The sequence below is a fragment of the Flavobacterium palustre genome, from assembly GCF_014639535.1.
Taxonomy (GTDB): Bacteria; Bacteroidota; Bacteroidia; order Flavobacteriales; family Flavobacteriaceae; genus Flavobacterium; species Flavobacterium palustre.
On sequence record NZ_BMGA01000001.1, the window covers coordinates 34,192 to 58,009 of the forward strand.

A 23,818-nucleotide genomic window follows, 5' to 3' on the forward strand; every position below is an offset into this window, starting at 1 on the left:
CAGAATTTTTATTTTAGGAATACCTCCTAAGGGTAATTTATTTAGATTATTTATTTTTCGTCACCCGAGCTGAAAGCGAACAGGCGAAGCAGTTCTAGTAAATTTTCCGAAAAATGAGAACGTCACTTCGAGTAGCGAAGCGTATCGAGAAGCCTATCGTAAACCATCGTTCTCGATACATTTTTATAAAAATGCTACCGCTATTTTATAAAAAAACTCGAACTGACGGCTGCCGAATTAACTGATGATACTGCTTATGAATATTGTTTTTGATAATAATCCTTATAAGCACCGGAAGTTACATTCTGAAGCCATGCCTCATTATCCAGATACCAATTAATGGTCCTTTCCAAACCTTCTTCAAAAGTCACTGAAGGTTTCCAACCCAGTTCCTTATTAATCTTAGAAGCATCAATAGCATAACGCAAATCATGTCCCGGACGATCTTTTACATAAGTAATCAATTGCTCCGAAGTACCGGCTTCCCTGCTTAATTTTTGATCCATAATCTGGCATAATAATTTCACCAAATCGATATTCTTCCATTCGTTAAAACCACCAATATTATAAGTTTCGTGATTTTTACCTTCGTGAAATACCAAATCAATGGCGATAGCATGGTCTTCAACAAAAAGCCAGTCACGGGTATAATTACCATCTCCGTAAACCGGTAAGGATTTATTATTGATGATATTATTAATAAAAAGCGGAATTAATTTTTCAGGAAAATGATAGGAACCGTAATTGTTAGAACAATTGGTTAAAACATAAGGCAAGCCGTAAGTTTCCCCATAAGCCCTCACGAAATGATCGGAACTTGCCTTTGAAGCCGAATAGGGAGAATTGGGATCATAAGGAGTCGTTTCTGTAAAAAGTCCTTCAGCCCCTAAAGAACCATAAACCTCATCAGTACTGATGTGATAAAATCGTTTGCCTTCAAAATTATCTTTCCATTGATTTTTTGCAGCATTCAGTAAATTCATGGTTCCGATAACATTGGTTTTTACAAATGCCAACGGATCTTCGATAGAACGGTCAACATGAGATTCTGCTGCCAAATGCAATACGCCGTCAAAATAATGCTCTGAAAAAAGTTCGTTTATAAAAGTGGCATCAACGATATCTCCTTTGATAAAAGTATAATTAGGCTGATTTTCGATATCTTTAATATTTTCCAGGTTCCCTGCATAAGTAAGGGCATCTAAATTATAAATGTGGTATTTCGGATATTTCGTAACAAAACGTCTTACTACATGCGATCCGATAAATCCGGCTCCACCCGTTATCAAAATTTTCTTCATCTTATTTATTAATTTAATAATTCTGAATTTTGTGTTTCTAACTCATTATACAAATCCTTCACATCCTGTGAATACTCTTTTTGCAAAACCAGATTAGCATTTTCAGTAGCAACCAAAATGGTGTTTTTCATACCTATGAAAGCGGTAAAATTTTGAACCCCTATTACCATATTACCATTTTCATCCACGGGATGTCCTTTAGACAATAAATAATCATAAACCGATTCAAAAGAACCCAAATCAGACCAAAGAAACTGAGAGTGTATTACTTTTATCTTTTTAGAACGCTCCATCACGGCATAATCCACACTGATAGACGGGATTTCCAATGACAAGTCCAGGTCTAATTTCCCATCCTGATTATGCTCCCAGACTTTTTTCGCTTTTTTATAGACTTTAGGCTGAAAATGTTTCAATTCATCCAATAAGACTCCGGCTTTGAAGCAAAACATCCCGCTATTCCATAAAAAATTCTTCTTGGCAATAAAATTTTTGGCCGTCTCCAAATTGGGTTTTTCCCTGAATGACAATACATTTTCACCTTTAGACTCTATATAGCCATAACCGGTTTCGGGTTTGGTAGGCACAATTCCAAAAGTAACAATATGCCCCTTTAATGCTTTTTGAATGGCTTCATTTACTGCCTCATCGTAAAGCTCTTTCTTTTCGATAATGTGATCCATCGGGGTAACTATTAAAATATCATCCGGATCAGCTGCTAAAGCTGCAAAAGCAATGGCTGCAGCGGTATTCCTTGGCGTAGATTCAACAATATCCAGATAAGGTACATTTTTCTTTTCTAAAATAGCTCTGCTCAAATGACAATTATCGGTATTTCCTACTACAATGACCTTATCAGCAATAGCACTGTTACGCTCTACTGTTAATTCAAACAAAGACTTTCCTTCAAATATTTCTAAATATTGTTTAGGTCTGCTTTTACGCGACAAAGGCCATAAACGGCTCCCTACTCCTCCGGTAAGGATAACATGTATAATATTGTGTTTTTTCATTTTTCGTTGTTCGATATTCGATGGTTGTTATTCGCTGTTCATTTTTCGTTGTTCGATAGTCGGTGGACGATAAACGATGAACGATTAACGATTAAACCTGAAGCGACTTAATCAATTTATATAACATCATTTTAATCCTATTACATAAGTCAAACAACAACTTATAATCATTATCAGAAATGTAACCAAGTTCTTTTGACAAAAATAAATGATAATTAGTTTCTTCTAATGATCCTTTTGATATATACAAAAACTGGATAAACTCTTTTTTATATTGCCTTGCTTGTCCTTCAATAATATTAGTTGGCACACTGGAAGCACTTCTTCTGACCTGACTAATTAAACCAAAACGTTCTGATTCAGGGAACCTTTGGGTTATTTTATAGACTTCCAATACCAATTGGTGAGAAACTTTCCAAACTTCTAAATTAGCTTCCATTGTTTCGTTTTTCCTTGTTAGATAGTCATTGTTCGATGGCCGTTGTTCGTTGTTCAATCAACGATGGACAATTTTCGTTGTTCGCTATTCGTTGTTCGCTATTCGATAGACGATGGACGATTTTCGATGGACGATTTTCGATGGACGACTATCACAACTTTCCATCCACATTAGCCTTTAAAATCCCCTTAACATCATAAATAATACTATTCTGTTTTCGAAGTGTTGACAAATCCATAGTTAAAAAAGAAGTATGCGCTACTCCTAGTACTATAGCGTCAAATTTCTCTTGTGGTATCAGACTTGTTGTGCTTAGCTGATATTCTTTTTTCACTTCATCTGGATTCGCTAACGGATCAAATGTGGTAACTGAAATTCCGTATTCCTGCAATGCTTTAATCACATCAACTATTTTAGTATTGCGAACATCAGGACAGTTTTCTTTAAAAGTAATTCCAAGCATTAATAATCTGGCTCCATTAACCGAAATTCCTTTTTTAATCATCAATTTGACCACTTGTGCCGCGACATAATCACCCATGCTGTCATTCAATCGTCGTCCTGCCAATATAATTTCAGGATGATAGCCTAATTCCTGTGCTTTTTGTGCCAAATAATAAGGATCCACCCCGATGCAATGCCCGCCAACTAATCCCGGCTTAAATGGTAAAAAATTCCATTTGGTTGCTGCTGCTGCTAAAACCGCCTGGGTATCAATATCCATTAAATTGAATATTTTAGCCAATTCGTTGACAAAAGCAATATTAATGTCTCGTTGGGAATTTTCGATTACTTTGGCTGCTTCGGCTACTTTTATAGATGGGGCTAAATGTGTTCCGGCAGTAATTACAGACTGGTACAATTCATTTACTTTTTTTCCTGTTTCAGGAGTAGAACCTGCAGTAACTTTCAGAATTTTATCTACAGTATGTTCCTTATCACCCGGATTGATTCGCTCAGGAGAATAGCCTGCAAAAAAGTCAACATTAAATTGCAATCCTGATATTCTTTCCAAAACGGGTACACATTCCTCCTCTGTAACCCCAGGATAAACAGTTGACTCATAAATGACAATATCTCCTTTTTTCAAAACTTTTGCCACAGTTTCACTGGCTTTGTACAAAGGAGTCAAATCAGGACGATTGTTTTTATCGACAGGAGTTGGTACCGTTACAATATAATAATTGCAGTCGGCTATGTCTTTTAAATCAGAACTGCAGTACAGTCCTTTTTGTTTTTTAATTTCCTCATTTGAAACTAAAACCGATTTCAAAGCAACTGCTTCCACCTCAAAAGTAGTATCAATCCCTGAACGTAGTTCTTCTATCCGTTTTTCATTAATATCAAATCCTACAACAGCGTATTTTGTAGCAAACAATCGAGCCAATGGCAAGCCCACATAACCCAAACCGATAACTGCTATTTTCAAACTACAATCCATTGATTTATACTATTTTTAGCTGAAATACGAGAATATACTCCAACGCTTCGCGGTTCCAACCCACATAAAATGGGGCAGAAATCCAATTTTTTTTCGCCTGCAAATATAAACGACAAAAAGCTGAATTCCTATAAATATTTAAAATTTGAAAGAAAAATAATAAATTAAAAACATTAACAACCAAAAAGCTACGGTTAAAAGGCATTAAAAACCAGACAAACAACAACATAAGAACTTTCTTTCCATTTTTAATAAAAACAAAAAAAGGAAAAATCCCCTCTTATTTCATTTTAACCTTCAAAACACAACCCATAGATTCCAATACCAAAACATAATTGTTCTTATTGACCTCCTGAACAATCGCCTCCTGAGACTTAAAAGGCCCTGATTCTAAGATTAACTTATCTCCTACCTGTATCGAAGTAACAGCAATTTCATACTGATCCGGGTTACTAAGCCATTTCTGAATGGTATCAATTTCATCATCCCTTACAATTGCCGGCTTTCCCAGCCAAAAAAGATAACGAACCACCCCTGATGACTGAAAAACTAAATTCCGGTCTTTTTCAGCTAAGCGGACAAAAATATAGGAATTAAAAAGAGGCACTTCTACCTTTTTTTTCCTGTCCGACCACTGTTTTATTTGAGTAACCAAAGGACAATAGCAATCAATACCCCTTTGGATCAGTTGTTCTGCTACTTTTTTTTCCCACTTCGGTTTTGTGTAAACCACATACCAATTCATTTTTTCTTTCTGCATTGAAATAGAAATATAAAGTTCTTAATATACCCTTGGCTGAAATTGTTTTTTGACTGTAAATTTTGTCAGTTCTTTAAAGCTTAGCGTAAGTTCGAGTAGATTTTAAGAAAACACAAACAGCTTTTTCAAAAAATTGGCATCGAGAACAATTCTGTTATAAAACCTTCTCGATACGTTTTATTCCGTTTCACTCCATAAAAACACTCGAAGTGACGAAGCAGATACCAGACTACAAACCGTCAGTTAGTTACAACTTAGCGTCAGTTCGAGTGATTTTTAAAGCCAACTAATTTTCATCTTTAACAAAAAGAACCGCTTTAAAAATTGTATCGAGAACTATTTTTAGCAAAAACGTCATAAGGTCATCAACCGTCAGCTAGAGTAATTTTTAAAGTGAACTAATCTCCCTCTTTTTAAAAACACCTCACTTTAAAATTTTTAGTTTTCCCGTAAGTTTGAGCTGAGAACCATCCTGCACACAAAACTTCTCGATACATTTTTGGCTTATTAAACCCCGCTTCAATTGAAACACTTTTAAGCCAAAAACACTCGAAGTGACGAAAACAGACATCAGTTCATCACCTCGTCAGTTCGAGTGGATTTTCAAAAAATGCAAACAGCTTTTTCTGAAAATTTATATCGAGAACCAATTACATCCAAATCCGTCAAGACCAATTTACAATCTAGTTTTAAGAGCCTATCGCCTGATATACAAAACCAATCTTCTCCAAAACCGCTTTGTCTAAAATATTTCTTCCGTCAAAAACAAAAGCTGGTTTTTGCATTGCATCGTAGATTTTTTGCCAGTCGTAAGCAACGAATTCGTCCCACTCAGTAAGAATTGCTACCGCATGAGCATTCGAACAGGCCTCATAAGGATTTTCAAACGACAAGATGCTTTTCGCATTTTCATCAGCTGTTCTTGTTTGCAAATAATCCAAATCGGCTAACACCTTTTTTCTTGATACTTTAGGATCATAAACTGCTATTTTCGCATTTTCATTAATCAAATCATCAGCCACATAAATAGCCGCTGATTCCCGTGTATCATTGGTATCTTTCTTAAAAGCCCAACCTAAAAAAGCAATCTTTTTATCAGAAACCGTATTATAAAGTGTTTTCACAATAGTATCTGAAAAACGTCTTTTTTGGTGGTCATTCATAATAATCACCTGCTCCCAATAATCGGCTACTTCCTGCAAACCATACGACTTAGCTATGTAAACCAAATTCAATATATCTTTTTGAAAACAAGAGCCTCCAAAACCTACCGAAGCTTTAAGGAATTTAGGTCCGATTCGGCTGTCCATTCCAATAGCTCTCGCTACCTCATTGACATCAGCTCCGGTCTTCTCACAAAGTTCAGACATCGCATTGATGGAAGAGATTCTTTGTGCTAAGAAAGCATTGGCAGTCAGTTTTGACAATTCCGAAGACCAAACATTGGTAGTCAGAATTTTATCAACCGCAACCCAATTCGCATACACATCCACTAATGCCTGAATGGCCTTTTGTCCTTCTGCCGTAGTATCACCACCAATTAAAATTCGATCCGGATGCAATAAATCCTGCACTGCTGTTCCTTCGGCTAAAAACTCAGGATTGGATAGAATCTGAAATTTCACTCCGTTACCGGTATTATCTAAAATACTTTTTATTGCTTCCGCAGTTCGCACCGGCAAAGTCGATTTTTCTACTACAATCTTATTGCTTTTGGAAACTCTGGCAATTTGTCTGGCGCACAACTCAATGTACTTTAAATCGGCCGCCATACCTTTTCCTTTTCCGTAGGTTTTTGTTGGCGTATTCACCGAAATAAAAATCATCTCCGCTTCATCGATTGCCTGATCCACTGCTGTAGAAAAGAATAAATTCCGTCCTCTTGCTTCCTTCACTATTTCAGAAAGCCCCGGTTCGTAAATTGGAATATTATTAACATCTGCATCATTCCAGGCCGCAATTCTTTCTTCATTCAAATCCACTACCGTTACCTGTATCTGCGGACATTTTTGTGCTATAATTGCCATTGTAGGCCCTCCAACATAGCCAGCTCCAATGCAACAAATTTTTGTAATTTTCATTTATTTTTTTCTGTTATCAGTTATCGGTTGTGGGTTGTCAATTTTGGGTTATCTGTTATCGTTATCTACTAACTGACAACCCAAAACTGACAACATATTTATATTTTCCAATGTTCTTCTACGTACTTCAGGAAAGAAAAAATTTTGGCTCCCAAAACATCATATCCTTCATAAAGCATTTTAATATCATCAGCCAAATAAGGATACAAATTGACTATCTTTTCAATATGATTAAGTGTTTCTAAATTACTTGCGTGAGAGTAAACCAAAAATTTAATAAAATCATTTTTATACCTTCTACGCCCATATCCCTCCACAATATTTGTCACTACAGAATCGGAAGACCTTCTAATTTGACTTCCCAATTCATAAAGTTCATATTTAGGCAATTGCATAGATAAAGAATGAGTTTTGTAAAACAATTCCATTCCGATGGTATAAATATCTAAATCTTTATAACTTTTCACCTACTTCCAAGTTTAATGATAATAATATTGCTTTTCAAACTGTCAACTCACAACTGAGAACCGACAACTCACAACTCTATCTCAAATTATCCCAATACCAATCAACTGCTATCTTTAATCCTTCCTGCAAAGAATACTGCGGATTATAGCCCAACAATTCTTTTGCCTTATTAATACTTGCTAATGAGTGCGGAATATCACCTGCTCTGTTAGGACCGTGAATCACTCCCACATTAGCAATTTCAGAATCATAACTACTCAAATATTCTTTTAAATAACCCACCAAATCATTCAGCGTATTCCTGTCTCCGTAAGCGGTATTATAAACAGTATTCACCGCCTCCGTATTATCTGTCGAAATCGCCAATTCATTCATCTGAATCACATTGTCGATATAGGTAAAATCACGGGAATAATTCCCATCCCCGTTAATCGTAATACTTTCGTGATTCATCAATTGCATGACAAATTTCGGAATTACCGCCGCATAAGCTCCATTAGGATCCTGTTTTCTTCCAAAAACATTAAAATAACGCAAACCTATCGTTTCTATTCCATAGGTCTTACTAAAAATCTCTGCATACAATTCGTTCACATATTTGGTAATCGCATAGGGCGAAAGCGGTTTTCCAATAACTTCTTCGACTTTTGGCAATCCAACTGAATCCCCATAAGTAGAAGAACTGGCTGCATATACAAAACGCTTAACCTTCGCTTCTGTAGCCGCCTGAAGCATATTCAAAAAACCCGAAACATTAACATCATTCGTAGTAACAGGATCTTTTATAGAACGCGGAACCGAACCCAAAGCCGCCTGATGCAACACATAATCAACTCCCTGAACTGCTTTTTTACAATCTTCAATATTCCGTATATCTCCTTCAACCAAAAGAAAGTTTGGATTGTCCATACAAGCTGCTAAATTGTGACGATGTCCTGTAGCAAAATTATCCAGACAAATCACTTTATTGTCTTTGGACAAAAAATACTCGCACAAATTGGAACCAATAAAACCAGCTCCACCTGTTATCAAAATGGTATATTTTGTTATTTCTCTCATTTTCTATTTAAAATTTGCCACCTAGAACCTATTTAAAATTCATCAAATTAATCCCCCCAATTCCAAAAGAATGAATTTCTGATGCGTCTTAAGAAATTTTCCACCCTTTAGAGCAATGTCATTAAGTTAAGCTTTTTGTCGTCACTTCGAGTGATTTTAAATAATAATGCGGTAGCTTTATTATTTAAAATTGTATCGAGAAGTCTTGTTTAAACTAGAGTTCTCGATACTGGCTTACGATTTTCTATCGCAAATTGTAAGCCAACTCGAACAGACGTATCCTTAACTTAATGACATTGCCCTTTAGGGAGGGGAAAAGAAAATTTCTTTTTTTTAATAAATCTAAAACATGCACTAAACCTTTCTAATCTTTTCCTTCCACTTTGCAATCCATCCTTTCGGTTTTTCTTCTTCGTGATAGCCATTCGAATAATTACCATAACCGTAGCCATAGCCGTAACCGTAGCCATAAGCCGATCCGTATTTTGCCTTATTTTCAAAACCGTTCAGAATAATGCTCACATTATTCATTTCGCCGCGTTTTACACGATTATTTAATAACGGAATCATTTCTTTCTTGGTGATATTTTGGCGTACTATATACAAAGTCACATCAGCATATTGCCCTAATTCCAAAGAATCGGAAACCAAACCAACAGGAGGCGTATCGAGAATAATATAATCGTATTGTTTCTTTAAATCCTCCATCAACTCTGCCATAGCTTCGCCAATAATTAACTCCGAAGGATTCGGTGGAACCGGTCCCGAAAGAATAACATCCAGATAAGGAATCGCTGTTTTATTGACTATCTGATCTAAACTTTTTTGTTTAATTAAATAGTTTACCACACCAACATCATTCGACAAATTAAATTCCTGAGACAATTTCGGTTTTCTCAAATCCAATCCAACAATTACTGTTTTCTTTTCGCTTAGCGCAAAAACGGTTGCAATATTAATCGAACAAAAAGTCTTCCCTTCCCCACTAACTGAAGAAGTTATCATAAGCGTTTTAGCTCCTTCAACATGCTGCTTTTTATACAAAAACTGCAACGAAGACCGTATGGCTCTAAAAGATTCGGACATAGCAGATTTAGGCTTATCAAAAACGGCTAATTCTCCTTCTTCCTTATACACTCCTACCACTCCAATTAACGGAATTTGGGTTTGTTTACTAACATCTTCTGCATTTTGAACCGAATTATTTATAAAAAAAAGCACAAAAATAAAAAGCAACGGAATTAAGATTCCCAGAAAAAGTGCCGAAACATAATTGACAGAAGAATTAGGTCCAATCAATCCGCCTCCCACATCTTTAGCGGGATCTATAAAATGAATATCAGATAAATTAGCTGCTTTAACAATATCAGCTTCGCTTCTTTTTTGAAGAAAGGTGCTGTAAATATTATCGCTTAAATCGTATTTTCGCTTTATTTTAACCAACTCCTGTTGATCATCAGGCAATTGTTTAATATTGCCTTCGGCCTGATTGATTTTGCTGTTTACCAATCCTAAGTCAAACTGCAGCGACGCTTTTGCGGAAGCTATATTCTCTAATAAAACACTTTTAACCGCTTCCATTTGATTGTCAAAATCCCGGAATATCTTATCGCTTTTTACCGCATAAGCCATTTCCGAACGCTGCGTAGAAAGCGCTATCAACTTCGATATATTAGCCACAATATTAGGGTCTTCAATTCCTGCCACTGATGGAGCGGGAAGTCTGGAATAATCAACACTGTTTTTTAAATAAGCCTTAAGCGAATTGTAATAGGTTATTTTTCGAACAATAGCATCTTTTTCAAGATCATACTGAAGAATTTTATCCGAAAATTTAGCTCCTCCGTCTTCAATATTAAAAACGTCTTTTCCTTTCTTAAAAGACTTTAATTCTTCTCCGGCAGTCTTTAATTGCGATTCCATAGCCACAAGAGTACTGTCAATAAAAGCAATGGTATTAGTTGCAAATCGATTTTTTTTATCCAACTGACTCTTCATGAGCATATTGACCGTGGCATTGAGATACTCCACCATTCTAGCCTTATTGGTTCCCTGTAATTTTAAACTGAGTATCGAAGCTCCTTTCTCATCAGCACTAACATTAATTCCCCGGTAACGCGAAACTGCGGCATTAAAATCGTTGAATCTTACAAAGTATTCTTTGCCTTTATAATTTCCAGGATTGTCTTTTATTTCTAATTTCCAATGTAAAAACGGCAGAGAGACCTGTTCGCCTACTTTGTATTTTTTAACAAAATCACCAACAGCCACCGCTGTAGAACCGTACGAATTGTCAGAATAGGTAATTAATGAAGCCGAATTCCCTTCGAAAGTAATTTTAATTTGATATTCCGATTCACTTAAAAATTGAATAGCAATCAAAGCCCCCGAAAGCTGTCCTTTGTTTTTGTCAATAGCCACATAAAACGGAACAGCTCCATAAGCATCCACCATATTGTACTTTTCCTGTACCAGATAATCGATATAAAACTGTAATTGATCAACCACTAATTCGTTATGAGATCGGGATTGCAAAGTAGTCAAGATGGTTTGCATTTGATCTGAAACACCACCCCAGTTGAAAGTCAAGCTGGTATTAGAAGTAAATAACGGATTATTTTCTTCCTTTACGGATATCAAAGTTCCCATTTCGTAAATTTTCTCTTTACGAATATTTACCTGATAAGCAATAGTGAAGGTAATGATCAAACTAATTAAAAACCATTTCCAATAGCTCAGTATTTTTATCAGTAAACCTTTGAAGTCAAAACTAACCTGGTTTTCAAAAATGGAAAAATCTTTTATATCTAACATTTATTTAAAATGTGTTTTTATCTTTTTAATAATAACAAAACAGTTGTTCCTAAAGAAATCAATGTTAAAATGGTACCTAAAGATTCTATCCCTGTTTTACCCGTTCCCCAGGTTTTTTGCTTGAGTGGCTTTACATAAATATAATCATTCGGTTGCAAATAATAATAAGGCGAATTCACCACATTAGCATTGGTCAAATCAATATTGTGCATTTCATTTCCTGTTGGTGTTTTCCGTATAATGGTCACTGCTTTTCTATTCCCTAAAAGAGTTATATCTCCTGAATTAGCAATAGCTTCCATAATATTAACATGCTCCTGAAACAAGGTTTTAGTACCCGTGCTTCCTACTTCGCCATTAATAGTGTAACGAAAACCAGCCAATTTTACTATCACAAAAATATTAGCTTCTTTCTTAAAATATTCGGCTAACAATTGTTTTTCAATACGTTGCCTGACTTCATCCAGAGTATAACCTATTACGTTTAATTCTCCCAAAACAGGCATTCTGATATTCCCGTGATCATCCACTGTAAAACCACTAAAATACAAAGCAGCTTCGGATTTACCGGATTCTCCACTGCTTGTAGTGCTAAAAATCTCAACTAACTTAGGATCATTGGCCTTAATACTGATACTTAAAACATCATTAGATTGCAGGCGATAAGGCTTAGACACCACTGCCGAAATGGATGTTTCAGCATTAGTTTCGTTTTTATTTTGCAAATAAACCAAATCCCTTGTTGAAATACAGGAAGAAAACAACACACTAATACTTAGTAATAAACCAAATAGATACTTACCCATTTTATTATTTTAGATAACAAATATAGCTTTTCATTTATTATATTAAAAGCATCGTTTGTGTTAAACCAATTAATTATTTTTTATAGCTTTTTCAAAAGGCAAACGCTGCAAAATACTTCTTCCTAAAGTAACTTCATCAGCATATTCTAATTCATCTCCTACAGCAATTCCGCGTGCGATGGTTGAAATTATAATTCCCGAATCGGCAATTTGTTTATAAATATAAAAGTTAGTGGTATCCCCTTCCATCGTAGAACTCAGTGCAAAAATAACTTCACTCAATTTCCCCGATTTCACTTTTTCGACCAAAGTACTAATTTTTAACTGGCTGGGTCCCACTCCGTCAATTGGCGAAATTTTCCCTCCCAAAACATGATATACCCCTTTAAATTGCCCCGTATTTTCAATTGCCATCACATCGCGAATATCTTCGACAACGCAAACTAATTGATGATTCCTCCCGGTATTACTGCAAATTTCACAAATTGCTGTATCTGAAATATTATGACAGCTTTCGCAAAATTTAATCTCCTCACGCATAGCAACTAAAGCCTGAGTTAAAAAACCGGTTTGTTCCTTAGGCTGTTTTAACAAATGCAACACTAACCGCAAAGCCGTTCGCTTGCCGATTCCGGGCAATTGCGAGATTTCATTGACTGCTTTTTCTAATAATTTTGAAGAAAATTCCATAGTTGCAAATGTAACAATTTGTTTTTTGAAATAATTACAAATCCCTAAAATGAAAAAGCCATCTTCTTTACAAAAATGGCTTTGATATTTCTCTTAAATTACAAAAATTAATATTGATTAGTAACCAATAAAGTCAACGTACAAGCCACATCCACTTTGATATTATTCAATTCTAAAAGCTGGTACAACTCCGGATTCTCTGTTCCCGGATTAAAAACCACGCGTTTAGGCTGTGCTTCGACGATATAATTATAATAGTCCCGTTGATTTTTAGGATTTAAATACAAAGAAATAGTATCAATATTTTTTAAAGGAATGGCTTTAGTCCTAATTTTAATTCCTGCCACTTCTCCTGTATTTTGACCAATCGCTAAAACCGAATGTCCTTTTTCAACAAGCAGTTCAATTGCTTTAAACACTGGTTTATGAGTCTTAGCAGAGGCTCCAAGAACCAAAGTTTTTTTATTTTTCATTTCGAATTATTTTTCACAAAAGTACTAAAATAAAACCAGCTAGTCTCTAGGCAAAAATATCTCAGCCATCATACATCGGGCACTTCCTCCACCACAGCTTTCAATTGTTTGCAAATTAGCATTCAAAATAGTCCCGTATTTCTCCAACTGCTTTTTTTGCACAGCACTCAACGACTCCATCGCAGCGGTGCTCATCACAATATATCTTTTATCATTAGTCCCTGAAACCTCCAGCACATTTCCGGCAAAATGCGCCACTTGTTGCTCATTAATTAAAACAACCTCTTTTCCGCTGGCTCGTAAATTCTCCAAAACCATTTTGCGTTCCTGCTTATCTTCAATCAAATCAGCGCAAATTACAGCAAAATGTTCTCCTACACTCATCATCACATTGGTATGATAAACCAACTCCTTACGTCCATCAACCGTATGAAAAGCTTCAAAAATAACCGGCGCATAATCAAAATCTTCACAGAATTCAATAAAAAGTTCCTCATTAGCTCTTGGAGACAAAGCACAATAAGCAATTGAATTCACTCTGTCCAAAACGACACTACCAGTTCCTTCAAGAAAAATCCCCTCTTCTTCAGCCGAAGTAAAATCAACTACATTTTCAATTACAAAATCTTTTTCTTCTAAAATATCCAAAATATCTTCACGGCGTTCGGCTCTCCGATTCTCAGCAAACATTGGATACAAAACCACATCCCCATTATCGTGAAACGAAATCCAGTTATTTGGAAAAATACTATCAGGCGTATCGGTCACCGGAGTGTCATCTACCACAACAACTTCCACTCCCACTTCCTGAAGCTGACTTACCAAAGCATCAAATTCCTGTTGCGCTTTAGCGTTTATAGCTGCTGGCAACATTCCGCTCAATTCCTCTTGAAAATAATTATTTACTGTTGTTTGCTCATTCATTCGAAAAGCCACCGGACGAATCATCAAAACCGAATCTGTAACTTGTTTCATTTATTAAATTTTTATTTATTCTAACTTTCAAAGATAAAAAAAAGCTCCACTTTTCAGTGAAGCTTTTACTTTGTTATAATTTTAATTATACCGGTTTTTTAAATTCTCTCAACGGAGCACCAGTGTAAACCTGTCTTGGTCTTCCAATAGGTTCTTTGTTTTCACGCATTTCTTTCCATTGTGCAATCCATCCCGGTAATCTTCCAATAGCAAACATTACTGTAAACATATCAGTAGGAATCCCTAACGCTCTATAGATAATTCCAGAATAAAAATCTACGTTTGGATATAAATTTCTTGCTTTGAAATACTCATCTTCTAAAGCTGCTGCTTCTAATTTTTTAGCTATTTCCAAAATTGGATCATCAACTCCTAAAGTTCCTAAAACTTCATTAGCTGCTTTTTTGATAATCTTAGCACGCGGATCGAAGTTTTTGTAAACTCTGTGTCCGAATCCCATTAAACGGAATGGATCGTTTTTATCTTTAGCTTTAGCCAAATACTTTTCGGTATCTCCACCATTTTGGTGAATTTCTTCTAACATTTCAAGAACTGCCTGATTAGCACCTCCGTGTAAAGGTCCCCATAAAGCAGAAACTCCGGCAGAAATAGAAGCAAATAAACCTGCATGAGAAGAACCTACCATTCTTACTGTAGAAGTAGAACAGTTTTGTTCGTGGTCGGCGTGTAAAATAAATAATTTATCTAAAGCATCAATTACAACTGAACTTGACTTATAAGGCTCTGTAGGCAATTCGAACATTAATCTCATAAAGTTCTCTACATATCCTTTAGTATTATCATAATAATTCAAAGGATAACCCATAGATTTCCTGTAAGTCCATGTTGCAATAACTAAGAATTTACCCATAGTTTTACAAACTGCCTGGTACAATTCTTTTTCGTTCTCAACATTTACAGATTTTGGATTGAAAGCAGTTAAAGCACTAGTTAAAGCCGCTAAAACGCCCATTGGGTGAGCCGTTTTAGGAAAACCATCAATAATACCTTTCATCTCCTCATTTACTAAGGTATGCTTTCTGATATCTGTTTCAAATTGTTCCAATTGAGCAGCTGTTGGTAATTCACCAAAAATTAAAAGATAAGAAACTTCTAAAAAGCTAGCTTTGTCTGCTAAATCTTCAATAGCATATCCTCTGTAACGTAAAATCCCCAGTTCCCCATCTAAGAAAGTAATTCCACTAGTACAAGAACCTGAATTTTTGAAACCTGGATCAATTGTAATTGCCCCTGTTAAATCTCTTAACTTGTTAATATTGATTGCTTCTTCGTTCTCACTTCCTTTAATAACAGGAAACTCATACTTCTTGCCATCAATTTCTAATATAGCTGTTTTTGACATAATAATTTGAAATAAATCTTTACACTTAATAATGTACCAAATCTAAGGATAATAACATTAATTAAAAAGGGAAAAAAGCAGTGATATTGTTAAATTTCAAAAAAAAAGCCATTCATTTTAAATGAACGGCTTTTAAAAAATAACAATCTGCTATTCTTATTTTATTTTGAATGCTTTTAATCCAGGAAAATAAGCAGTATTTCCTAATTCTTCTTCAATTCTTAACAATTGATTGTATTTAGCCATACGATCAGAACGTGAAGCAGAACCGGTTTTAATTTGACCACAGTTTAAAGCTACTGCCAAGTCAGCAATTGTATTATCTTCAGTTTCTCCTGAACGGTGAGACATTACTGAAGTATAACCTGCATTTTTAGCCATATTAACTGCTGCAATAGTTTCAGTCAAAGTACCAATTTGGTTTACTTTAATAAGGATTGAATTAGCAATTCCTTTTTCAATACCAGTTGACAAACGTTGAACATTAGTCACAAACAAATCATCACCTACTAATTGAACTTTATCACCAATTTTTTCAGTTAATAATTTCCAACCTTCCCAGTCATTTTCATCCATACCGTCTTCGATAGAGATAATTGGGTATTTAGTAGTTAACTCAGCTAAGTATTCAGCTTGTTCAGCAGAAGTTCTTACTTTTCCAGTTTCTCCTTCAAATTTAGTGTAGTCGTATTTACCATCTACATAAAACTCAGCAGAAGCACAGTCTAAAGCAATCATAATTTCGTCACCAAAAGAATAACCCGCTTTTTCAACTGCTAATTTGATAGTATCTAAAGCATCTTCAGTACCACCTGCTAAGTTTGGAGCAAAACCTCCTTCATCACCTACAGCTGTAGAAAGACCTCTATCGTGTAATACTTTTTTCAAGTTATGGAAAATCTCAGTACCCATTTGCATAGAGTGAGAGAAAGAAGTAGCTTTTACCGGGAAAATCATGAATTCCTGGAATGCAATCGGAGCATCAGAGTGAGAACCACCGTTGATGATATTCATCATTGGCACAGGTAATGTATTAGCAGAAACCCCACCTACATATCTGTATAAAGGTAATCCTAATTCAGCAGCAGCAGCTTTAGCAACAGCTAAAGAAACTCCTAAAATAGCATTAGCTCCTAATTTAGATTTGTTTGGAGTACCATCTAAATCAATCATCATTTGATCGATTAAGTTTTGTTCGAAAACAGAAGTACCAACAAGTTCTTCAGCAATAACAGTATTAACATTGTTCACTGCATTTAAAACTCCTTTTCCTAAAAAAGCTTTTCCTCCATCACGTAACTCTACAGCTTCGTGCTCTCCAGTTGAAGCTCCAGAAGGTACAGCAGCTCTACCTAAAACACCATTTTCTGTAATTACATCTACCTCTACAGTAGGATTACCTCTTGAATCAAGAATTTGTCTTGCATGAATTTTGATAATAATACTCATATTACTTAGTTTTTAAATTTTCGGATACAAATATATTCTAAGTTTTTCAAACAAAGCACTATTTTTTTCATTCGTTATCAACGAAAACGTTATAAAAACATTTTTTAAACATAATTTAAAATAAAGTTTACAATTTAAGAAGCAAACCAAGCCATTCGACAAAAAAAAGCAGGCTAAACAAAAAAGTTTAGCCTGCTCAATATACTTTATATCAAAAATTTATTTTTTCAAATTTTCTACAAACTGATCAAATAAATAAGAAGAATCATGTGGACCAGGACTTGCTTCCGGGTGGTATTGCACTGAAAAACAGTTTTTATTTTTCATTCTCATACCTGCTACAGTTCCGTCATTTAAGTGAAGATGCGTAATTTCCATATCCGCATTAGCTTCTAATTCTTCTCTGTTTACAGCAAATCCGTGATTTTGAGAAGTAATTTCTCCTTTACCTGTAATCAAATTAGAAACAGGATGGTTAATTCCACGGTGACCGTTAAACATTTTATAAGTAGATATTCCATTTGCCAAACCAATTACCTGGTGTCCTAAACAAATCCCAAACAAAGGTTTATTGTTTGCCAAAATTTCTTTTGCCACCTGAATAGCTCCATCCAATGGCTCAGGATCCCCAGGACCATTTGAAAGAAAGAAACCATCTGGATTGAAAGACGCTAAATCAGCGTAAGATGAATCATAAGGAAACACCTTAATATAGCAATCTCTTTTAGCCAGATTACGAAGAATATTAGTTTTAATACCTAAATCTAAAGCTGAAACTTTATACTTAGCATTTTCGTCTCCATAAAAATAAGGCTCTTTAGTTGAAACCTTAGAAGCCAATTCCAAACCTTTCATGTCCGGAACCTTAGCCAAAGCCGCTTTTAATTCTTCAATTGGAGTACCATCTGTACAAATTACAGAGTTCATTGCTCCATTTTCTCTAATATAACTTACCAAAGCACGAGTATCTACATCAGAGATACAGATTAGATCATGTTTTGCAAAATAATCCTCTAAACTTCCTGAAGCATCTACTCTGGAATAGTTAAAACTGAAATTTTTACAAACCAAACCAGCAATTTTAATTCCGTTTGATTCTACTTCATTGTCATTAACCCCATAATTTCCAATATGAGGGTTAGTTGCCACCATGATTTGTCCAAAATAAGATGGGTCAGTGAAAATTTCTTGATAACCAGTCATTCCTGTGTTAAAACAAACTTCACCAAAAGTGGTTCCGCTGATTCCGATAGATTTTCCGTGGAATATAGTTCCGTCACTTAACAATAGAACGGCGCTTTTTCGTGTTGTGTATTTCATTTGTTTTTAAATATGGTGCAAATTTAATTCATTAAAGCAGTGAAAGCAACAATTTTAAAAATTATTTTAAATCTCAAAAGGAGAGGGTTCACCAGCCTGTTTTATGTAACAAAAAATCAAAAAAAAAGGATAAACTAAATAAATAGCTTATCCTTGATTTTATTGAATGATTATCTTCATAATTATTCAGCAGCTTCTGCATTAGTATCAGCTTCTGCAGCAGGAGCTTCTTCTGTTTTCTTAGCTTTACCACCACGACGGCTTTTTGCTTTTTTAACTTCTTTTTTACCTCCGTTGTAAAGTTCGTTAAAATCTACTAATTCGATCATTGCCATATCAGCATTATCTCCTAAACGATTTCCAACTTTAATGATACGAGTGTATCCACCCGGACGGTCACCAACTTTAGCAGCTACATCTCTGAACAAGTCAGTTACAGCATACTTGCTACGTAAGTTAGCAAAAACAATACGACGGTTGTGAGTCGTATCATTTTTAGATTTTGTTATAAGCGGCTCAACAAATTGTTTAAGCGCTTTTGCTTTAGCAACAGTAGTGTTAATACGTTTGTGCTCGATAAGAGAACAAGCCATATTAGCCAACATAGATTTTCTATGTGCAGTCTGTCTGCTTAAGTGATTGAATTTTTTTCCGTGTCTCATGACCAATTTATTTTAACTTCATCTTGCTTCAATCCGCTATGGAGAGCAAAATATGAAGTAAATTATTCTTTATCTAGTTTGTATTTTGCTAAATCCATTCCGAAAGTTAAATTCTTAACCGCTACAAGTTCATCTAGCTCAGTTAAAGATTTTTTACCAAAATTACGGAATTTCATTAGGTCATTTTTATTGAACGATACTAAATCACCAAGTGTATCAACTTCAGCCGCTTTCAAACAATTTAAGGCTCTAACAGATAAATCCATATCAACAAGCTTAGTTTTAAGCAATTGTCTCATATGTAATGACTCTTCGTCATAAGATTCTGTCTGTGCAATTTCATCAGCCTCAAGTGTAATTCTTTCGTCAGAGAACAACATGAAATGGTGAATTAGAACTTTAGCAGCTTCAGTCAAAGCATCTTTTGGATTAATAGAACCGTCAGTTTTAATTTCAAAAACTAATTTTTCATAATCTGTTTTTTGCTCCACACGGAAGTTTTCAATAGCATATTTTACATTTTTTACCGGAGTAAAAATAGAATCTGTAAATATGGTTCCAATTGCAGCATTCTGTTTTTTGTTCTCTTCAGCAGGAACATATCCTCTACCTTTCTCGATTGTTAAATCAAGGTTTAATTTGATTTTAGAATCTAAATTACAGATAACCAATTCTGGATTCAAAACTTGGAAACCTGAAATAAATTTTTGAAAATCACCAGCTGTCAGCTGATCTTTACCTGAAACAGAAATAGAAACTGATTCATTATCGATATCTTCAATTTGACGTTTGAAACGTACTTGTTTTAGATTAAGGATAATTTCGGTAACATCTTCAACAACTCCTGAAATAGTAGAAAACTCATGATCTACACCTTCTATGCGAACAGATGTAATTGCATACCCTTCCAATGCTGAAAGCAAAACTCTTCTAAGTGCATTACCAACAGTCAATCCATAACCAGGTTCTAAAGGTCTAAATTCGAATTTACCTTCAAAATCGGTTGAATCGATCATGATAACTTTATCGGGCTTTTGAAAATTAAATATTGCCATAAATTTCGACTAAGTCAATTATTATTTGTTGTACAACTCTACGATTAATTGTTCTTTAATGTTTTCTGGAATTTGAATTCTAGCCGGTACAGCTACGAAAGTACCTTCTTTAGTATCATTGTTCCAAGTAATCCATTCATAAACTTGACTTGAATTAGATAAAGAACGTTCGATAGCCTCTAAAGATTTAGATTTTTCACGAACAGCAACTTTATCACCAGGTTTAAGGTGGTAAGAAGGAATGTTTACCACTTCACCATTAACAGTGATATGTCTGTGAGAAACTAATTGTCTAGCACCTCTTCTAGAAGGAGCAACACCCATTCTGAATACTACGTTATCCAATCTTGCCTCACATAATTGTAAAAGAACCTCACCAGTAACACCTTTAGTAGCTGATGCTTTTTTGAATAAACCTCTGAATTGTTTTTCTAAAATTCCATAAGAATATTTAGCTTTTTGCTTTTCCATTAACTGGATAGCGTACTCAGATTTTTTACCTCTTTTTTTAGCCATCCCGTGTTGTCCAGGAGGGTAGTTTCTTTTTTCGAAAGATTTGTCATCTCCGAAAATTGCTTCGCCAAATTTACGAGCAATTCTAGTTTTAGGACCAGTATATCTTGCCATTTCTAATGAATTAATTAAGGTAGAGATTATGAATTCAGGTCATATCCTTCGATAATCGTTTTTCTACCTAGTTATACTTAAATTTAATATTAAACTCTACGTCTCTTTGGAGGACGACAACCGTTGTGTGGCATTGGAGTAACGTCTATAATTTCAGTCACTTCGATTCCACCGTTATGAATAGAACGGATAGCAGACTCACGTCCGTTTCCTGGTCCTTTTACATAAACCTTAACTTTTTTCAATCCAGCTTCAAGAGCTACTTTACTACAATCTTCTGCGGCCATTTGAGCTGCATATGGAGTGTTCTTTTTAGAACCTCTGAAACCCATTTTACCAGCTGAAGACCAAGAAATAACTTCACCTTTTTTGTTAGTCAAAGAAATGATGATGTTATTGAAGGTAGCAGAAATATGAGCTTCTCCCGTTGATTCAACGATAACTTTACGTTTTTTTGTAGTTGCTTTAGCCATATTACTTATTATTTAGTTGCTTTTTTCTTGTTAGCAACAGTTTTTCTTTTACCTTTTCTAGTTCTAGAGTTGTTTTTAGTTCTTTGTCCTCTTAACGGAAGACCAGTTCTGTGACGAATTCCTCTGTAACATCCAATATCCATTAAACGTTTGATGTTTAAAGATACTTCTGAACGCAATTCTCCTTCAATTTTGAAAGCTGATACTGCCTCACGGATTGCTCCAATTTCGTCATCATTCCAATCTTGAACTTTTTTATCCTGGCTAACTTGAGCTTTCTCTAAAATCTCAATAGCTCTACTTTTTCCTAATCCGAAGATGTAGGTAAGTGCAATAACACCTCTCTTGTTTTTTGGGATATCTACCCCTGCTATTCTTGCCATAATTATCCTTGTCTTTGTTTAAATCTAGGATTCTTTTTGTTTATTACGTATAATCTTCCTTTTCTACGTACGATAATGCACTCGGCACTTCTCTTTTTTACTGATGCTCTTACTTTCATTGTGAATATCTTTAATATCTATAAGTAATTCTTGCTTTTGACAAATCGTAAGGACTCATTTCCAGTTTCACCTTATCACCAGGTAATAATTTGATGTAATGCATACGCATCTTTCCCGAAATATGAGCAATCACAACATGTCCATTCTCTAATTCTACACGGAACATTGCATTAGATAATGCTTCAATGATTGATCCGTCTTGTTCTATTGCTGATTGTTTTGCCATAAATTAAGCTACTGCTTTTCTATTTTTTCCGCTTTTCATTAAACCATCATAATGTTTGTTCAACAAGTATGAATTGATTTGTTGAATTGTGTCAATTGCAACACCTACCATAATAATTAACGAGGTACCTCCAAAAAACATTGCCCAAGATTGTTGAACATCCATAAGACTTACAACTATGGCTGGGAACACAGCTATTAGAGCAAGAAATAAAGAACCTGGAAAAGTTATCAAAGACATCACTTTGTCTAGAAAATCAGAAGTTTCAGCCCCCGGTCTAACACCAGGAATAAAACCACCACTTCTTTTAAGATCATCTGACATTTTATTAGTAGGAACTGTAATTGCAGTATAAAAGAATGTAAATACAACAATTAAAGTTGCAAAAACAAAATTATACCAAAAACCGAACATATTACTAAAAGCACCTACAATAGATTGTGAAGCATCGGATTTTGACAATCCTGCTACAGCAGCAGGAATAAACATAATTGCCTGAGCAAAAATGATAGGCATAACCCCAGCAGCATTAAGCTTCAAAGGAATCCATTGTCTATTTCCACCTAACATATCTTGTTCAAAATCACCAGAAGCAGTACGACGAGCATACTGAACTGGTATTTTTCGAATAGCCATAGTTAACAACACACATGCAATGATAACTAAAAGCCAAATAATTATTTCAATTACTAACAACATTGGTCCACCGTTGTTATTAGTAACTCTAGTTGTAAATTCCTGAATAAATGCTTGAGGAAATCTTGCTAAGATACCCACCATAATTAACAGTGAGATACCATTACCAATTCCTTTATCAGTTATCTTTTCTCCTAACCACATGGCAAAAATTGTACCTGTAACTAAGATAATTACTGAAGAAAATAAGAATTCAAAAGAATTAAAACCTAATAAAAATGCACTTCCTGGCAGAGTTCTGTAAAGATTATAAATGTACGTAGGACCTTGTACTAATGTAATAACAATAGTCAACCAACGTGTAATTTGATTAATCTTTTTTCTACCACTTTCTCCATCACTTTGTAATTTTTGCAAATAAGGAATAGCGATTCCCATTAGCTGTACAACGATAGATGCAGAAATATAAGGCATAATTCCTAAAGCAAAAACTGACGCTTTAGAAAAAGCTCCTCCAGTAAACATATCCAAGATGGACCCAAGACCGTTTTCGGTTTGACCAGCAAGGCTGTTTAATTGTGTAGCGTCAATTCCCGGAAGAGTAACGTGAGCTCCAAAACGATAAACTAAAAGCAGTCCTAAGGTCATTAGGATTCTATTTTTTAATTCCTCGATTTTCCAAACATTACTTAATGATTCAATAAATTTCTTCATACTAATTGAAAAATTATATTGTTACAGCCTCTCCACCAGCAGCTTCAATAGCAGCTTTTGCAGTAGCAGTAAATTTGTGAGCAGTTACTTTTAATTTAGCTTTCAATTCTCCTCTTCCTAAAATCTTAACAATTTCATTCTTAGTAGCCAAACGATTTGCTACGAAATCTGCCATTGCAACAGTATCGGTAACTACGCCATTATCTACTAATAATTGAAGTGTATCCAGATTAACACCTTCGTATTCTTTACGATTGATGTTTTTGAAACCAAACTTAGGAACACGTCTTTGAAGTGGCATTTGTCCTCCTTCAAAACCAATCTTTTTAGAATATCCAGAACGAGATTTTGCTCCTTTGTGTCCACGTGCAGCAGTACCACCTTTTCCAGAACCTTCTCCTCTACCTACTCTTTTATTTTGATTGTGTGTTGACCCTTCAGCTGGTTGTAAGTTACTTAAATTCATAACA

At 35.0% G+C, this 23,818-nt stretch carries 25 protein-coding genes; all 25 read right to left on the reverse strand.

Annotation, left to right across the window (positions count from 1 at the left end):
- Positions 1–254: 254 nt before the first annotated feature.
- Positions 255–1,301 (reverse strand): dTDP-glucose 4,6-dehydratase, encoded by a 1,047-nt coding sequence (rfbB, locus tag IEV84_RS00155; RefSeq protein ID WP_188491292.1) that lies wholly within the window; start codon positions 1,299–1,301, stop codon positions 255–257.
- 8 nt (positions 1,302–1,309) lie between these two features.
- Entirely contained in the window at positions 1,310–2,314 is a 1,005-nt protein-coding gene (locus IEV84_RS00160; protein ID WP_188491294.1) for a mannose-1-phosphate guanylyltransferase, read from the reverse strand.
- 91 nt (positions 2,315–2,405) lie between these two features.
- Positions 2,406–2,753 carry a four helix bundle protein gene (locus IEV84_RS00165; protein WP_188491296.1) on the reverse strand — a complete coding sequence of 116 codons (348 nt, stop codon included), beginning with the start codon at positions 2,751–2,753 and terminating at the stop codon, positions 2,406–2,408.
- 151 nt (positions 2,754–2,904) lie between these two features.
- Positions 2,905–4,194 (reverse strand): nucleotide sugar dehydrogenase, encoded by a 1,290-nt coding sequence (locus IEV84_RS00170; protein ID WP_188491298.1) that lies wholly within the window; start codon positions 4,192–4,194, stop codon positions 2,905–2,907.
- Positions 4,195–4,474: 280 nt separating this feature from the next.
- Positions 4,475–4,939, reverse strand: coding sequence for a UpxY family transcription antiterminator (locus IEV84_RS00175; protein ID WP_188492928.1), 465 nt, complete (start codon positions 4,937–4,939; stop codon positions 4,475–4,477).
- A 704-nt stretch (positions 4,940–5,643) separates the two neighbouring features.
- Positions 5,644–7,035 (reverse strand): UDP-glucose 6-dehydrogenase, encoded by a 1,392-nt coding sequence (locus IEV84_RS00180; protein WP_188491300.1) that lies wholly within the window; start codon positions 7,033–7,035, stop codon positions 5,644–5,646.
- A gap of 98 nt (positions 7,036–7,133) precedes the next feature.
- Positions 7,134–7,502 (reverse strand): four helix bundle protein, encoded by a 369-nt coding sequence (locus IEV84_RS00185; protein WP_188491302.1) that lies wholly within the window; start codon positions 7,500–7,502, stop codon positions 7,134–7,136.
- Between the two features lie 76 nt (positions 7,503–7,578).
- Positions 7,579–8,562, reverse strand: a complete 984-nt coding sequence (locus tag IEV84_RS00190) for an SDR family oxidoreductase (protein ID WP_188491304.1) — start codon at positions 8,560–8,562, stop codon at positions 7,579–7,581.
- A 354-nt stretch (positions 8,563–8,916) separates the two neighbouring features.
- The gene (locus IEV84_RS00195) at positions 8,917–11,376 is read right to left on the reverse strand and encodes a polysaccharide biosynthesis tyrosine autokinase (RefSeq protein ID WP_188491306.1); all 2,460 of its coding nucleotides are present in this window, start codon (positions 11,374–11,376) and stop codon (positions 8,917–8,919) included.
- Positions 11,377–11,393: 17 nt separating this feature from the next.
- Entirely contained in the window at positions 11,394–12,182 is a 789-nt protein-coding gene (locus IEV84_RS00200) for a polysaccharide biosynthesis/export family protein (protein WP_188491308.1), read from the reverse strand.
- A gap of 69 nt (positions 12,183–12,251) precedes the next feature.
- Complete coding sequence (gene recR, locus IEV84_RS00205) at positions 12,252–12,872, reverse strand: recombination mediator RecR (RefSeq protein ID WP_188491310.1); 621 nt, start codon at positions 12,870–12,872, stop codon at positions 12,252–12,254.
- A gap of 107 nt (positions 12,873–12,979) precedes the next feature.
- Complete coding sequence (locus tag IEV84_RS00210; RefSeq protein ID WP_188491313.1) at positions 12,980–13,345, reverse strand: CoA-binding protein; 366 nt, start codon at positions 13,343–13,345, stop codon at positions 12,980–12,982.
- Between the two features lie 39 nt (positions 13,346–13,384).
- A complete protein-coding gene (gene ctlX / locus IEV84_RS00215; RefSeq protein WP_188491315.1) occupies positions 13,385–14,320 on the reverse strand; it encodes a citrulline utilization hydrolase CtlX in 936 nt (311 codons plus the stop codon).
- An 85-nt stretch (positions 14,321–14,405) separates the two neighbouring features.
- The gene (locus IEV84_RS00220; RefSeq protein WP_188491316.1) at positions 14,406–15,683 is read right to left on the reverse strand and encodes a citrate synthase; all 1,278 of its coding nucleotides are present in this window, start codon (positions 15,681–15,683) and stop codon (positions 14,406–14,408) included.
- A 156-nt stretch (positions 15,684–15,839) separates the two neighbouring features.
- Complete coding sequence (gene eno / locus IEV84_RS00225; protein WP_066329339.1) at positions 15,840–17,132, reverse strand: phosphopyruvate hydratase; 1,293 nt, start codon at positions 17,130–17,132, stop codon at positions 15,840–15,842.
- A gap of 219 nt (positions 17,133–17,351) precedes the next feature.
- A complete protein-coding gene (gene carA / locus IEV84_RS00230) occupies positions 17,352–18,452 on the reverse strand; it encodes a glutamine-hydrolyzing carbamoyl-phosphate synthase small subunit (protein WP_188491318.1) in 1,101 nt (366 codons plus the stop codon).
- A 182-nt stretch (positions 18,453–18,634) separates the two neighbouring features.
- A complete protein-coding gene (rplQ, locus tag IEV84_RS00235; RefSeq protein ID WP_188491321.1) occupies positions 18,635–19,114 on the reverse strand; it encodes a 50S ribosomal protein L17 in 480 nt (159 codons plus the stop codon).
- A 62-nt stretch (positions 19,115–19,176) separates the two neighbouring features.
- A complete protein-coding gene (locus IEV84_RS00240; protein ID WP_071183834.1) occupies positions 19,177–20,169 on the reverse strand; it encodes a DNA-directed RNA polymerase subunit alpha in 993 nt (330 codons plus the stop codon).
- 21 nt (positions 20,170–20,190) lie between these two features.
- Entirely contained in the window at positions 20,191–20,796 is a 606-nt protein-coding gene (gene rpsD / locus IEV84_RS00245; RefSeq protein ID WP_066329343.1) for a 30S ribosomal protein S4, read from the reverse strand.
- A gap of 89 nt (positions 20,797–20,885) precedes the next feature.
- Positions 20,886–21,269 (reverse strand): 30S ribosomal protein S11, encoded by a 384-nt coding sequence (gene rpsK / locus IEV84_RS00250; RefSeq protein WP_026714629.1) that lies wholly within the window; start codon positions 21,267–21,269, stop codon positions 20,886–20,888.
- 8 nt (positions 21,270–21,277) lie between these two features.
- Positions 21,278–21,652, reverse strand: a complete 375-nt coding sequence (rpsM, locus tag IEV84_RS00255) for a 30S ribosomal protein S13 (protein ID WP_128195184.1) — start codon at positions 21,650–21,652, stop codon at positions 21,278–21,280.
- 2 nt (positions 21,653–21,654) lie between these two features.
- On the reverse strand, positions 21,655–21,771 hold the full coding sequence (gene ykgO / locus IEV84_RS00260; RefSeq protein ID WP_002987490.1) for a type B 50S ribosomal protein L36: 117 nt from the start codon (positions 21,769–21,771) through the stop codon (positions 21,655–21,657).
- 11 nt (positions 21,772–21,782) lie between these two features.
- On the reverse strand, positions 21,783–21,998 hold the full coding sequence (gene infA, locus IEV84_RS00265) for a translation initiation factor IF-1 (protein ID WP_026714631.1): 216 nt from the start codon (positions 21,996–21,998) through the stop codon (positions 21,783–21,785).
- Positions 21,999–22,001: 3 nt separating this feature from the next.
- Positions 22,002–23,348, reverse strand: coding sequence for a preprotein translocase subunit SecY (secY, locus tag IEV84_RS00270; protein WP_188491323.1), 1,347 nt, complete (start codon positions 23,346–23,348; stop codon positions 22,002–22,004).
- 13 nt (positions 23,349–23,361) lie between these two features.
- On the reverse strand, positions 23,362–23,814 hold the full coding sequence (rplO, locus tag IEV84_RS00275) for a 50S ribosomal protein L15 (RefSeq protein ID WP_188491325.1): 453 nt from the start codon (positions 23,812–23,814) through the stop codon (positions 23,362–23,364).
- Between the last annotated feature and the right edge of the window lie 4 nt (positions 23,815–23,818).